At 62.3% G+C, this 12,808-nt stretch carries 15 protein-coding genes; 7 read left to right on the forward strand and 8 right to left on the reverse strand.

The features are described 5' to 3' along the window. The first annotated feature begins 99 nt into the window (after positions 1 to 99). Genes J2T57_RS14785 through ccmI form a run of 7 tightly spaced genes read left to right on the forward strand, consistent with a single transcriptional unit; the run spans position 100 to position 5,795 of the window. Complete coding sequence (locus J2T57_RS14785) at positions 100 to 894, forward strand: heme ABC transporter permease (RefSeq protein WP_253480576.1); 795 nt, start codon at positions 100 to 102, stop codon at positions 892 to 894. After that, the gene (gene ccmD / locus J2T57_RS14790) at positions 891 to 1,055 is read left to right on the forward strand and encodes a heme exporter protein CcmD (protein WP_253479806.1); all 165 of its coding nucleotides are present in this window, start codon (positions 891 to 893) and stop codon (positions 1,053 to 1,055) included. The genes J2T57_RS14785 and ccmD overlap by 4 nt, the downstream gene beginning before the upstream one ends. Further along, the gene (gene ccmE / locus J2T57_RS14795; protein WP_253479810.1) at positions 1,052 to 1,507 is read left to right on the forward strand and encodes a cytochrome c maturation protein CcmE; all 456 of its coding nucleotides are present in this window, start codon (positions 1,052 to 1,054) and stop codon (positions 1,505 to 1,507) included. Before ccmD ends, ccmE begins: the two co-directional genes overlap by 4 nt. 1 nt (position 1,508) lies before the next feature. Next, a complete protein-coding gene (locus tag J2T57_RS14800; protein WP_253479813.1) occupies positions 1,509 to 3,533 on the forward strand; it encodes a heme lyase CcmF/NrfE family subunit in 2,025 nt (674 codons plus the stop codon). Beyond that, positions 3,530 to 4,075, forward strand: coding sequence for a DsbE family thiol:disulfide interchange protein (locus tag J2T57_RS14805; protein WP_253479816.1), 546 nt, complete (start codon positions 3,530 to 3,532; stop codon positions 4,073 to 4,075). Before J2T57_RS14800 ends, J2T57_RS14805 begins: the two co-directional genes overlap by 4 nt. Beyond that, positions 4,072 to 4,551 carry a cytochrome c-type biogenesis protein gene (locus J2T57_RS14810; protein ID WP_253479819.1) on the forward strand — a complete coding sequence of 160 codons (480 nt, stop codon included), beginning with the start codon at positions 4,072 to 4,074 and terminating at the stop codon, positions 4,549 to 4,551. The genes J2T57_RS14805 and J2T57_RS14810 overlap by 4 nt, the downstream gene beginning before the upstream one ends. After that, positions 4,548 to 5,795, forward strand: coding sequence for a c-type cytochrome biogenesis protein CcmI (ccmI, locus tag J2T57_RS14815; RefSeq protein WP_253479836.1), 1,248 nt, complete (start codon positions 4,548 to 4,550; stop codon positions 5,793 to 5,795). The genes J2T57_RS14810 and ccmI overlap by 4 nt, the downstream gene beginning before the upstream one ends. Positions 5,796 to 5,856: 61 nt before the next feature. Here the strand turns inward: ccmI and J2T57_RS14820 are convergent, their stop codons facing one another. The 8 genes from J2T57_RS14820 to bchM form a co-directional block, all read right to left on the reverse strand. Beyond that, the gene (locus J2T57_RS14820) at positions 5,857 to 6,129 is read right to left on the reverse strand and encodes a YciI family protein (protein WP_253479839.1); all 273 of its coding nucleotides are present in this window, start codon (positions 6,127 to 6,129) and stop codon (positions 5,857 to 5,859) included. 75 nt (positions 6,130 to 6,204) lie between these two features. Further along, positions 6,205 to 7,728, reverse strand: coding sequence for an alpha/beta hydrolase (locus J2T57_RS14825; RefSeq protein ID WP_253479842.1), 1,524 nt, complete (start codon positions 7,726 to 7,728; stop codon positions 6,205 to 6,207). A 4-nt stretch (positions 7,729 to 7,732) separates the two neighbouring features. Then, positions 7,733 to 8,596, reverse strand: coding sequence for a putative photosynthetic complex assembly protein PuhE (gene puhE, locus J2T57_RS14830; protein WP_253479852.1), 864 nt, complete (start codon positions 8,594 to 8,596; stop codon positions 7,733 to 7,735). Beyond that, positions 8,593 to 9,051: a photosynthetic complex assembly protein PuhC gene (gene puhC, locus J2T57_RS14835; protein WP_253479870.1), complete on the reverse strand. Its 459-nt coding sequence runs from the start codon at positions 9,049 to 9,051 to the stop codon at positions 8,593 to 8,595. Before puhC ends, puhE begins: the two co-directional genes overlap by 4 nt. Before the next feature lie 29 nt (positions 9,052 to 9,080). After that, on the reverse strand, positions 9,081 to 9,749 hold the full coding sequence (gene puhB, locus J2T57_RS14840) for a photosynthetic complex putative assembly protein PuhB (protein ID WP_253479882.1): 669 nt from the start codon (positions 9,747 to 9,749) through the stop codon (positions 9,081 to 9,083). Continuing rightward, on the reverse strand, positions 9,746 to 10,624 hold the full coding sequence (gene puhA, locus J2T57_RS14845) for a photosynthetic reaction center subunit H (protein WP_253479885.1): 879 nt from the start codon (positions 10,622 to 10,624) through the stop codon (positions 9,746 to 9,748). Before puhA ends, puhB begins: the two co-directional genes overlap by 4 nt. Before the next feature lie 30 nt (positions 10,625 to 10,654). Continuing rightward, positions 10,655 to 12,097, reverse strand: a complete 1,443-nt coding sequence (locus J2T57_RS14850) for a BCD family MFS transporter (protein WP_253479889.1) — start codon at positions 12,095 to 12,097, stop codon at positions 10,655 to 10,657. After that, positions 12,094 to 12,801 (reverse strand): magnesium protoporphyrin IX methyltransferase, encoded by a 708-nt coding sequence (gene bchM, locus J2T57_RS14855; protein WP_253479892.1) that lies wholly within the window; start codon positions 12,799 to 12,801, stop codon positions 12,094 to 12,096. The genes J2T57_RS14850 and bchM overlap by 4 nt, the downstream gene beginning before the upstream one ends. Positions 12,802 to 12,808 lie beyond the last annotated feature (7 nt).

The raw sequence follows: 12,808 nt of genomic DNA on the forward strand, positions 1-12,808 counted from the left end.
TAAAACGAGACACTTCTTCCCAGAGGTGTTATGTTTAGTTTACTAGTGGCGTTGTCAATGTGGGCGTACACCATGGCCGGAACCCATAGCCAGATCGACATGCAGCCTTCCATCTCGGCCGTCGACGGAACCAACCCAAGGCGACGCAGCCGCTGGGTGTGGTTCCATCGCCTCGGCTCCCCACCGACGTTCTACGCCCTTGCGGGTCGGCTGATTCCCTGGTTCACGGCGATCTTCCTGATACTGACGGGCGTCGGCCTGTATCTCGGCTTCTTCGTCGCCCCGCCGGATTATCAGCAGGGCGAAGCTTACCGAATTCTTTATGTCCATGCTCCCAGCGCCTGGATGTCCATGTTCATCTACGTGGTCATGGCAGTCTGCGGCGCGATTGTCCTTATCTGGCGCATGAAACTGGCGGAGATCATCGCTGTCGCCAGCGCGCCCATCGGCGCAGGCTTCACCTTTCTATGCCTCGCCACCGGCTCGCTGTGGGGCAAGCCCATGTGGGGCACTTTCTGGGTTTGGGACGCACGACTGACCTCGCAGTTGATCCTGCTGTTCCTGTACTTCGGATTCATGGCGCTGTACGCCGCCATCGAGGATCGTCGCACCGCCGCCCGCGCCGCGTCACTGATCGCCGTAGTCGGAGTGATCAATGTACCGATCATTCATTTCTCTGTGAAATGGTGGAACACGCTGCACCAGGGCCCGACCGTCACCAAGCTCGACGCGCCATCCATTGACCTGTCGATGCTGATTCCCCTGCTCATCATGGTGCTGGCATTTCAGTTCTATTACGCAGCAGCCGTGCTGGTCCGCGCGCGCCACGAAGTACTTACGCGCGAACGGAACACCAGCTGGGTAAGGGCGCTGTTCGGAGGCCAACAAGCATGATCGAGTTTCTCTCCATGGGCGGCTACGCCGTCTACGTCTGGTCGTCCTACTTCATCGTGACTGCAGTCCTGGTCTTTAACTTCGTCTACCCCATGCGCGCCCTGCGGCAACTGCAGCGACGCCTCGTTATTCGCCATCGTCACGGAGAATCCGCGCAATGACAGCACGGCAGAAACGCAGAATGGCCGGCGTGCTGCTGGTCGTGATTGGCACCTCGATTGCCTCCGCCCTGGCGTTGAGTGCGTTCCGGGACAATCTGATGTTCTTCTACGCGCCATCGGAAATTGCCGCCGGCGACGCACCGCTGGGTCATCTGATCCGACTCGGCGGGCTGGTGGAGGATGGCACCTTCATCGAGGACGACGACACCCTGCTGGTGCGCTTCAAGGTCACCGACACCGCCCACAGCGTTGCCGTGGAATACACCGGCATGCTCCCGGACCTGTTCCGTGAGGGCCAGGGTGTCGTGGCCCATGGGCGTATCGGTACAGACGGGATCTTCCGCGCAGAGCAGGTACTGGCGCGTCACGACGAGAACTACATGGCTCCGGAGGTTGCCGCGGCACTGAAGGCCCAGGGGTACACCGGACACAGCGAGGGCTGGAGCGAATAATATGGTTCCACAGATCGGGCAATTCGCGCTATTGCTGGCGCTCGCCATGGCAGTCGTGCAGGGAACCTTGCCGCTGATTGGTGCGCAACGCGGCGTCAAGAGTTGGCAGGCAACCGCCCATACCGCCGTCGCCGGGCAGTTCATCTTCCTCGCCCTGGCCTACGCCTGCCTCACCTACGCCTTTATCACCCATGACTTTTCGGTGTCCTATGTCGCCGGGCACTCGAACTCGAACTTGCCGCTGATGTATCGCATCTCGGGTGTGTGGGGTGGGCACGAGGGCTCCCTGCTACTTTGGGCACTGATTCTCGGCGCCTGGTCGCTTGCAGTGTCACGGTTCAGCCGGGGGCTGCCTGCGGATATGGCGGCTCGGACCGTCGCGGTGATGGGCCTGATCAGCGTGGGCATCCTGTCTTTCACGCTATTCACCTCCAACCCGTTCGAGGCGATCTATCCGGTGCCGGCGGACGGCCGGGACCTCAACCCGTTGCTGCAGGATCCGGGCCTGATTATCCACCCGCCGATGCTTTACATGGGGTATGTCGGGTTGGCCGTACCGTTCGCGATCGCCGTCTCGGCGCTCATCGACGGTCGCCTCGACGCCACATGGGCACGCTGGTCCCGCCCCTGGACCACAGCGGCCTGGGCATTCCTGGGTGTCGGTATAGCCTTGGGTAGCTGGTGGGCGTACTACACCCTCGGCTGGGGTGGCTGGTGGTTCTGGGATCCGGTGGAAAACGCGTCGTTCATGCCCTTTCTTGCCGCCACCGCATTGATCCATTCACTGGCTGCCACGGAGAAACGCGGCGCGTTCCGAAGCTGGACTGTGCTCCTTGCCATCTCCGCCTTCTCGCTCAGTCTGCTGGGTACCTTCCTGGTGCGATCCGGCGTACTGGTCTCCGTGCACGCGTTCGCAACGGATCCGGAACGGGGCATGTACATCCTCATGCTGCTGGCCGTGGTGGTGGGAACGTCATTCGCGCTCTACGCCTGGCGTGCTCCGATGGTCCGAAGTCAGGCGAGCTTCCGCCCGGTATCCCGGGAAGGCTCGCTGCTGGCAAACAACGTGGTGCTCACCGTCGGTCTTGCCGCGGTGTTTATCGGCACCCTCTATCCCCTGTTCCTGGATTCCCTGGGTATGGGCCGCATCTCCGTCGGGCCGCCCTACTTCGATACGGTGTTCGCGCCGCTCATGCTGCCCCTGATATTCCTTGCCGGCCTTGGGCCGCTGATGCGCTGGAAGAAGGTCTCCGCCAGGGAACTGACCAGCCGACTCTGGCATACCCTGGTGGCCGCTTTTGCCGTCGGCATCGCCTTTCCGCTGATCCTGATGGGCTCCACAACAATCATGGCCTCGTTGGGGCTGGCAATGGCTTTCTGGTTGCTGTTCACCATCGCCCGGGACTTCCACCAGAAGCTTGGTCACCGTAGAAATGCGCTGGCCGGGCTGCGCAAGTTGCCGGCGTCCTACTACGGCATGCATACCAGCCATCTAGGGTTGGCGATCCTTGTGATCGGGATCACCATGGTGTCCACCTTCGAGCAGGAGGTGGACGTACGCATGGCGCCGGGAGACCAGCATGAAGTGGCCGGCTACACGTTCACGCTGGACGACGTCTATGCAGTGGAGGGGCCCAATTTCGATGCCATGGAAGCCCGCGTGCTAGTGACCCGGGACGGCAAGCCCGTGACCACACTAAAACCGCAGCGTCGTGTCTACTGGGTCCAGCGGGAGCCTATGAGCGAAGCGGCGATCCACACCAACCTGAGCCGTGACGTATTCGTCGCACTCGGGCGGCCCATGTCCGGCAACGCCTGGTCCATGCGGCTCTACCACAATCCGTTCCAGGTCTGGCTATGGATCGGCGCGGCGCTAATCGCTCTGGGTGGCTTCATCGCCGCTGCTGACAAGCGCTATCGCACCGTGCTCGCCCGGCGGGAGCAGCGCGTCGATAGCGGGAATTCGGTCGCCAAGCCGTCTGTCATCGACCCTGCCCTGCTTCCCAACGAAGGACGACTGTCATGATCGCGAAGAGGCTCCGCTATCTCCTTCCCTTGGGGGTGCTGGTAGTGGTGGGAGGGTTTCTGTTTGTAAGCCTGGGGCTCAACCCGCGGTTGATCTCCTCGCCGCTCATCAATCAACCCATGCCCGCCTTCGACCTGCCGACGCTGGAGAATGGTGATCACATGGTGTCGGCGGCGGATCTCAACGGGGAACCCGCATTGGTCAATGTCTGGGCCAGCTGGTGTATCTCTTGCCGACAGGAGCATCCCGTGATGATGGGGCTGGTACAGCACTATGGCGTCACCATCTATGGTCTGAACTACAAGGACAAGCGTGCCGATGCCATGGGTTACCTGAATTACGCGGGTAATCCGTTCGTCTGGAATGCCCATGACCTGGACGGCCGCCTGGGTATCGACCTGGGCGTCTATGGCACGCCAGAGACTTTTGTCATCGACCGGCACGGCCGGATTAGACACAAGCATACGGGGCCACTGAGCTGGGATCAGGCAGAGAACGAAATCCTGCCCATACTCGAGAAGCTGCATCTGGAGGAGTCGTGAAGCTTCACCTGCTCCAGGCTGCACTGCTAGTGTTGATCGCACTCTTCTGGGCTGGCTCAGCGAGCGGCGGTGCCATGGACCCGGTGCACTTCGACAGCGATGCCAAGGCGGCCCAATACCGCACCCTGTTGCACGAACTGCGATGCACGGTCTGCCAGAACCAGTCGCTGGCGGATTCCAACGCGGATCTCGCGTCAGACCTCCGCCGCCAGGTCTTCGAACTCGTGGATGACGGCGCGACCAACGCCCAGGTCATTGATTACATGGTGGCGCGATACGGCGACTTCGTGCTCTACCGGCCACCCTTGCGGCCAAGCACCTACGTGCTCTGGCTGGGGCCGTTCGGGTTACTGATACTAGGCATTTTCATCTGGTATCAGGTGTCTCGTGGCACCGAGGTGCGTGAGCCGCAACTGACAACCAGCCCAGAGGGGCGCCAACGCGCTGGACGCCTGCTGAGAGGAGAAGAATCATGACCATCGAATTCATGATCGTGGCAGGGCTGCTCGTCGCGTTATCCACGCTGCTTCTGCTCTGGCCGATGATTCGACAATCGGCCGCAAGTAACCGGGACAGGCGGGATCTGAACATTTCACTGCATCGCGATCGACTCAAGGAGCTTGAGCGGGAGTACCAGACCGGGGTAATCGATCACAGCCAGTACGCCAGCGCCAAGGAGGAGCTTGAGGATTCGCTGCTCTCGGATGTGGACGCGGAAGATCGCGCCGAGACCCGTGACGATGGTCGCGGCCGTGGCCGGCTGGTCCTGATTGCTGCGGCTTTGGTTGTACCGGGCATTGCACTCACCCTGCAGTCCCAGATGCAACAGACCCCACCCTCCGCGCAGCAAATGGCTGGTACGTCCAGCGCGATCCAGTCTGACGATCCAACCAGCGCCGAGATCAACCGCCTTGTGACGGATTTGTCCCAACGGCTGGAAGAGAACCCGGACAACCCGGACGGGTGGATCATGCTCGCCCAGACCTACCAGTACCTGGGCATGCCCACACGCGCGATCGACGCCTATGAAAACGCCTACCGCTACCGGGAGGACGACGCAGATCTGATCATGGAATACGCCGACGCCCTGATCGCCCAGGCGAATGGCGAAGTCACCCGTCGTGCGGCTGCGCTTGCCGATGCTGCTCTGGAACTTGAGCCGGGACATCTGGGAGCGTTGTGGTTCGCCGGCGTCGGGCATTACCAGGCAGAGGAGTTCGAGCGGGCCGCGGCCCGCTGGCGCCAGTTGCTGGAACACCTACCGGACAATAGCGAAGCCGCCGCACAGGTGGCCCGGGCAATCGACAGCGCAGCGTCATTTGCCGGCGTGGACGTTCACGACCCCGCTGAGCACGCCGCGGCCACGGACAACCTTACCGTCATCGACGTGGACTTGCGCCTCGACGAGGCGCTGGCCAGTGAACTGACTGGTGAGGAGATGGTTCTGATTTACGCCCGGGCGACCGAAGGTCCGGGAATGCCCCTTGCCGTCGTACGCAAGAGTGTGTCCGAGTTGCCCATGGGCGTCCGTCTTGATGCAAGCAGCAGCATGCTTGCCGGGCTTTCCATCGACAGCGTGGCCAACGTGGAGGTGGTTGCCCGCGTGTCCCGCAGCGGCGATGCGTCCCCCCGGAGCGGAGATCTGGAAGGTGCCAGCGGACCGCTGGCCACCGGCGGAGCACTTGCCATCAGCCTGGCGATCGATCGCCAGATCCCCTAAGGAAGCGCTGAAGTATTCGCAGGCTGGCGTTGCTGTCGGATTTCCCTGTCCCGGTAGGCTCCTAGCGTAGCGGGAATGGGGAGAGATCCCAGCCGGTGATGGTGTAGCTCCGGGCCCCGTGAATGATGTAGGGATCGTGCTCGACAATCGCCCTGGTCTCCTCCTCCGAGCCGGTACGAAACAGCAGATAGCCCCCGGGCCTGTCGGTGAGCACGCCAGCGCAAACAAGCGTACCCGCGTTATACAACTCCGTCAGGAACTCAAGATGAAGTGGCTTGATATCTTTTCTGGGGTCATCCCCCTTGAGGGAGTACGCGACCAGGTAGTGAATCATCGGTGGATCCTCTCAGGTACTGGTAGCAAGGATACTCAGGCATAGCCACCGCGTGAATCAATCGCAACAGGCTCCCTAGCCACCGTCAATGAGCGGAAAGGTCACCGCCAGCGCCCAGGCAAATGCCAGGGCGTTGACCAGACCGGCAGCCATGGGCCGGCCGGTGCGCCTGTTGATCCAGCGGCTGAAAAGCCCGAACACCACGAAGAACGAGAGCATCACCGGTACGATGATGATCAGGAAAAACAACGACTCCAGGTCCAGTACCACCGCAACACCCAACGACAGCAGGAACATCACCTTCGTTGCCGGATAACCGCCCCTTGCCGCCCCTTCCCCACGCGTCGCCCACTCATCGGTCAGGAAATACAACACGGTGCCGGCCAACATGGCCAGCAGGATCGGCACACGGCAGGCGATTGGCGAAAATGCCGTGATGTAGTGATCGATAATCCAGAACAGGACAGCGAGACAGAGCAGCCCCGCCATCAAGGCTGTGGGTATGGATCGACCGGCAGCGACGAGCATACGGCGGCTGAGATCCCTTGGTTCTTGCGACCACAAGGCCAGACAAAGCCAGGTCATCACGCCGTACACCAGAAAATGCAGCGCCAGATAGTCGGCAACCAACACCGGCAGAAAGCCCGTGGGAAGCGGCCAGAGGATCAGCGGAGTGGCGATGGCCGGAATCACGGCGATGGGCAGTAACTTCCGCCAGGCGAGGCCTGCGCCATCCTGAATCGACGTCTGCCGCGGCAGAAGCGCCGATAGCGCCCAGCACAACACGATGAATGCCCCGATGAGTGCCAGCACCCACGGCCCTCGCGCCGGCACGGGTCCGGCATCTCGCTGGCCGAATACCCCGTCCAGCCAGTCGACAGACTCCTGGAGGCTGGTTCGGCTATAGAGCACGCCCACGTGCTCAACCCCCGGAGCCACGGCAGCCCGTCGGGCCGTGCCATCTTCCTGTTCGCCATAGGTAACGCCCTCCGCCGCCTCACTGCCTGCGGATAATCGCAACACGCGTATCGCCTCTTCACGCAAGCGCGGCTCCAGAGCGCCTGTCACGACGAGCAGGTTACGGGGCGAATCGGCGGTGATGGTCGGCGCAAACATGGACACCGCGACGGTTGCCTGCACATCGGGGGCAACCTGGGCATGGCGAATGATGATATCAGCGGCCATGGAATGCCCCAGCAAGGCGACGCGGCCATCGCCTGCGGCGAGTGTTTCCGCATAATCGGTAACCTGCGCGATCTGCGCCACCAGGTTGAGAGTGGCGCCATCCTCCCGCAGCAGATCTCCAGACAGGGGCAGTGGATGGCGCCCATGACCGAGAAAATCCAGGCTCAGGGCAACGTAACCGTTGTGCGCCAATGCAATGGCGAAGGACTCCATCAAGCGGCGGGACCCGGCGAAACCGTGAGCAATGACCACCACCGGGGCGGGATCTGCGTCCCGCCGTTGATGGATGGTGATCGGGGTATCCTCCACCCAGCCATGGCTCACAGACAAGCCCCGCCGATCGGACTCAAGTTGCCAGATGCTGAATGCCACCACGGCGGCAGCCACGATGGCGACGGCAGTCCTCAGGACCACTGCGCTAAAGGACTCGGGAAGACAGGGCCTGACGCACCGTCTGTATGCCCACCATCAGCGGCGCTCGCGTCTCCGGCTGCGCAGCCATCTCTTGTCTGTGACCTGGAACTGATCGGGACTTGAGACTCCAATCCCAGAGCCGGGCGAAGGGCAATGGCAGCACCAGGAACCAGTGCTCAAGGATCGCCAGCGCCATGATGGTAGCGACGAATGTGAACCCGGCCACGGCGAAGGGGTCACCAGCCACGCTCATCGCTTGCTGCACCAGCAGCACCAGCACCACGGTCGATACGGTAACGGAAATCGGAAACAGTGCGTTCATGGGGCGCTTGCGCAGAAAGCTGCGCAGATGGTCCATGTGCGGGGGGATGAATTCCGCATTGAGATTACGCACTCCCAGGAACACGTTCAGCCGCGCGCTCTCGTGCATCCAGGCCAGCACCAGGAAAGTCCACAATCCGACCTTGTTGGGTGCATTCCAGGACAGCACCAGAACCACGGCACCCAGAAGTACGATCGCCAGTTCGTGGTACAGACTGACCTGGAGAGCATGGCCGAAATGACGGATACCCTTGCATCCGGGTTTGCAACGATGCCGCCTCGGGCCGGTGACATAGCCCATGTAGAAGCTCATCTCCAGCCAACCCCAGATCACCAGGCTGCAGGCGAAGGCGAGGTACGCACCGGTCACAGACGCATCGCCTGCCGCATGGGCCAGGCCGAACAGTGCCGCGATCAGCAGAACCGTCCCACCTAGCATGCTCCAGCGGAAGGTACGCGTCGGCAAGCCATCCAGATAGATTATGAGGCCAGTGCTGAACCACCAGAGCAGCAGCGCGAACAGCATGGGCCAGAGTACGGTTGTCATTGAACACCGATTTCGGCGGTGAGCAACTCCGCAAAGGCCGATGCATTGGTATGCCCGAACGCCGTCAGGTCAATGATTCTTCCCGTAACAGGATCTTCAAGAAACAGGCGACCGTCGGCCCTGCCACTCAACACGAAAGGCTCACCTGGACCACTCCCCTGACGCAACCGTTGCTGTGCCAGGCCGCGCACCGTCGCCCGGATGAATCCCTGCTCACCGGGGCCGATGGATTGCAGATGGCTGTCACTGGTTGCGTCGATGATCGCGATATAGCCGCCACCGAGATCCTCGAAATGCAGCTGCCGATCCACCAGCGCCGCTGCTGGCTCATCCCCCGCGGTGAGCCCGAGTACCCTTACTGTCGTGACCAGCAATAAGGTGAAGCCGATCAGGACCGCAATGGCGATCAGCGGCGCCCGTGGCATGCTCTCTTCAAGACTGTGATGATCGCTCATTCCATGCCCTCCTCGGCAATAACCGGGCGTTAGTTCTGCCCGGCTGCGGAACGATGAATAATCGGTGTAGACGCCTCATCCAGCGAGGGCATCGATTCGTTGCTCCGCGGACCCGACAATCCCTGGGTCGCGGTCAAGGTCTCGGCGAACAGGCCTGCTACCTCTTCAGCGTCGGGGATGGCCCGAAGAGAAGGTTTCGGACTGCTGAGATGCCAGGGACGCACGTGGGGCCAGAAGAGCATGTAACTGATCTTCTGGTCCGGCGCCATGGTCAGGGAGATATCACCGGTGCCATCCCCATTCAGCCGCAGATCCGCCGATTCCAGCATGGTGAAGGGCAGGTTAACGGTGATGGGCAAGGCAACACCGAACCGGGCCACGACCCGGCGGTTGGTGATCGTGTAGACCGTGGTACGACTCATCAACCAGGCCAGCACGCACAGTACGCCAACGGCGATCGTGCCGATGACGAACTGACTCAAACCCTGGCCAAGCGCCATCACCAGGGACTCACCACCCCAGAGCGCGTCAACGGCGAGAAAACTCCCCACCACAAGGAAGTAAAGCGCGACCTTGCGTGCGTGGAGAGCCCGCTTGGCGAGGGGCCATGCGGCAGGTTTACCCTGCCACAGGATCCGCTCGCCCTCAGGTGGCCGTTCCGGCAAGCCCGGAATCGGTTCAATATCAAACTCGCTCACAGCAGTGGCTCCTGTCGTGACGGATGGGCATAGAGGTGACCGCCGCCGAAGTACGCAGTGATCTTGTCCTCTTCGAGCAGGGTCACCTGATCCGGCTTGCGCAAACGCGGCACATCGGCGAACTGCGATGCCATCAGCGAAACCACCTTGACCTGCCCCAGGTATGGATTCACCCGGGCAAAGTTGATGGGCAGCAAGATGGTATCGGCCTTTGCGCTGCGCGTGCGGCGACGCTTCGGCTTGGCCTCCTCGCCTTCTGCGACTTCACCCTCGGCTTCCTCGGGTTCCGGTTCTGCCTCGGGCTTCGACCCTGCGAGTTCCATCTCAAGGAACAGGACGCGGAATTCCGAGCGGTCAACCCAGATATCCTTGACCGTCCCCGCAACCTCCCCATCCAGTGCCACTACGGGCATGCCGCGGGGATCCGGATCCTGTTCCGCGACCCAGAAATCCGTGGCGACGCGCATGGGCACGATCTTGGGATCGCCTTCCCAGGTGGGATCGGGGATATCGTGCCGTTCCGCCCATGCGGCTGGTCCGACTCCGTCCTTCAGAGGATTGCCGGTGGGACGCAGGGGCGACCCTGGCCATGGGACGTCCGGCTCGGCCTTGACGGGGCGTTGCGGCTTTTCATCCCGCGGCGCAGTCTGGGTTCCCCCATGTGGAAGGAGGAATGTCTTGGGGGACGGCGGCGACGGAAACCCGACAACGCTGACACGCCCACCACTGCGGTCGGTTCGATCCGATTCCAGTGGATACCCTTCCCGCTTGTCTTCCCGGCGCAGATAAAAAATCAGACCCGCAAAGAATATCCAGAAGACGTACAAAACAACCTGGGCGACGTCCAGGTAACCTGTGAGAGCTCCGGTTTGCATGATGACCCTCCGCAATACACTCGCTGGACGCTAGCCGGGAAAATCGGCCAGCCCGAAACGCTGTGTTGATGATGTTGTCGGTTGTTGAACACGCCACCTCGTATGCACGAGGGGCCCAATTGCCACCAGAGTTGCGAATAGCAGCAAAATCTCGATGTGGTAGACCACGCTGTACCCTGTTGCCGGACCGGCAAGCGCTTCGCCAAGCAGCCCGCGCTCAGCCAGCGCCGAAATGATGTCGTTGATAGCGCCACCTGCGGCGATGGCCGCCCCCGCCGCCGTGGCCTGTACCGCACCCCAGACACCCAGGGCCATGCCGGCGTTGTCCCCACGGCCCAGCGCCATGGCGGCGATCAGGCCACCGACAGCAAACAGACCGCCACCGAAGCCGATAAGCAAGGTGCCGAAACGGAACAGCATGGGTGACTGCAGGGGCGCAGCAAAGATCACCGCACTGAACGCAACCACGCCAATCATGGCGCCGCAGGCTGCGAGAAAATACGGATTGCCGCCACGGCCAAGCAGCCTGGCGGCCAGGGCAAAGGCGGCCAGCATGCCACCCGCCCAGATTGCGGTGAGCGTCGTCGTTGCCGAGACCGACAAGCCGAGAACCTCTCCACCGTAGGGCTCGAGCAGGATGTCCTGCATGCTGAACGCGGCGGTACCCAGGCCGATGGCCACCAGTAGTCGCGTCACTCGTCCGCCCTCGCCGAAGGTCCGCCAGGCGGTCATGAAACTGGGGCGAGGCGTGTCTCGACGGGTCCGTTCGGGATTGCGGCTTTCCTGCTTCCACAGGGCCACCGTATTCAGGATAAGCGTCACAACCGCCGCAGCCTGGATGACCTGGATCAGCCGCTGGGGGCTGAAGTCCTTGAGCAGCAGGCCCAGAACCAGGGAGCTCAATACCATGCCGGCCAGCAGCATGACGTACAGCAAGGCAACGACGCGCGGTCGCGACTTCTCCGGGGCAAGATCCGTGGCAAGGGCAAGGCCGGCGGTCTGGGTGGTGTGCAGCCCGGCACCGACCAGCAGAAATGCCAAAGCCGCCCCCAGGGGGCCCGCCAGCGCCGGCCCGTCGCCGGGTTCGGACAGCACCATTAATGCGAATGGCATCATGGCAAGGCCACCGAACTGCAGCATGGTGCCAATCCAGATATAGGGAACGCGGCGCCAGCCCAGAGCGGAACGATGGTGGTCGGAGCGGAATCCGATCAGCGCGCGAATTGGGGCAAACAGGATCGGTAGTGAGACCATGAACGCGACCAGGGCCGCGGAGACGCCCAGTTCAACAATCATTACCCGGTTCAGGGTTCCCGCCAGCAGGACCAGCGCCATGCCAACGGAGACCTGGAACAGGGAAAGCCGCAACAACCGCCCCAGGGGCAGATCAATGGTTGCGGCATCGGCAAACGGCAGGAATCGCGGCCCCACACGGAGCCACAGACGCGCCAGATTGCCGTTGAGACTCCTCATTTACGTAAGACCTCGAGGGCCTGTGACGTATAGAAGCCGCGACTCACGCGCTCGGTCCGCCCCGTCTGCCAGCCCGACAGTGTGGCGTCCGTGGCGATGAGGGACTGCAAGCGACGCGCGGCCACCGGTTGAATGGCTGGAGCGCGATCGCCACGGGGGAACAGCCTGCCCACCGCATGCATTGCGGCGAGAGCCGGCGTGCTGGGCGCGAAGGTGATCAGCATCCCCACGCGAACTCGGGGCGCGAGAGCACGCAGAGCGCCGAGCACGTCATCGGTGCCATAGTGAATCAGCGAATCCATGGCCACCACGTAATCGAAGTCACCATGATCCGCGGAGAGCATGTCACCCACCCGGAGTTCGATGCTGCCTGCGAGATCTGCAGGCTGCCGCTCCCGGGCCAGCTCGACCAGGGTCTCGGAAATATCGACACCCACAACATCGGCGCCACGGCTTGCCGCTTCTGAGGCGAAGGCACCCGTCCCGCAGCCTGCATCAAGCAGCCGATAACCGCGCAGATCATCCGGCAGCCAGCCGAGCAGCGTACCCCGCATGGTGTCACGCCCCGCCCGGACAGTAGCGCGAATGCCACTGACCGGGACATCCGAGGTCAGCCGTTTCCATGCATCCACAGCAGTGCGGTTGAAATAGGTTTCCAGTTGCCCGCGGCGCTGGGCGTAGGAATCACTGATCGGCTGTTGCATCGGTCGC

The sequence above is a fragment of the Natronocella acetinitrilica genome, from assembly GCF_024170285.1.
GTDB lineage: Bacteria > Pseudomonadota > Gammaproteobacteria > Nitrococcales > Aquisalimonadaceae > Natronocella > Natronocella acetinitrilica.

What these genes read in the sequence shown, in the direction of transcription:
- J2T57_RS14785 (WP_253480576.1), top strand. Translation starts at nt 100, where the DNA reads ATGCAGCCTTCCATCTCGGCCGTCGACGGAACCAACCCAAGGCGACGC.
- ccmD (WP_253479806.1), top strand. Translation starts at nt 891, where the DNA reads ATGATCGAGTTTCTCTCCATGGGCGGCTACGCCGTCTACGTCTGGTCG.
- ccmE (WP_253479810.1), top strand. Translation starts at nt 1,052, where the DNA reads ATGACAGCACGGCAGAAACGCAGAATGGCCGGCGTGCTGCTGGTCGTG.
- J2T57_RS14800 (WP_253479813.1), top strand. Translation starts at nt 1,509, where the DNA reads ATGGTTCCACAGATCGGGCAATTCGCGCTATTGCTGGCGCTCGCCATG.
- J2T57_RS14805 (WP_253479816.1), top strand. Translation starts at nt 3,530, where the DNA reads ATGATCGCGAAGAGGCTCCGCTATCTCCTTCCCTTGGGGGTGCTGGTA.
- ccmI (WP_253479836.1), top strand. Translation starts at nt 4,548, where the DNA reads ATGACCATCGAATTCATGATCGTGGCAGGGCTGCTCGTCGCGTTATCC.
- J2T57_RS14820 (WP_253479839.1), bottom strand. Translation starts at nt 6,129, where the DNA reads ATGATTCACTACCTGGTCGCGTACTCCCTCAAGGGGGATGACCCCAGA.
- puhE (WP_253479852.1), bottom strand. Translation starts at nt 8,596, where the DNA reads ATGACAACCGTACTCTGGCCCATGCTGTTCGCGCTGCTGCTCTGGTGG.
- puhC (WP_253479870.1), bottom strand. Translation starts at nt 9,051, where the DNA reads ATGAGCGATCATCACAGTCTTGAAGAGAGCATGCCACGGGCGCCGCTG.
- puhA (WP_253479885.1), bottom strand. Translation starts at nt 10,624, where the DNA reads ATGCAAACCGGAGCTCTCACAGGTTACCTGGACGTCGCCCAGGTTGTT.
- J2T57_RS14850 (WP_253479889.1), bottom strand. Translation starts at nt 12,097, where the DNA reads ATGAGGAGTCTCAACGGCAATCTGGCGCGTCTGTGGCTCCGTGTGGGG.
- bchM (WP_253479892.1), bottom strand. Translation starts at nt 12,801, where the DNA reads ATGCAACAGCCGATCAGTGATTCCTACGCCCAGCGCCGCGGGCAACTG.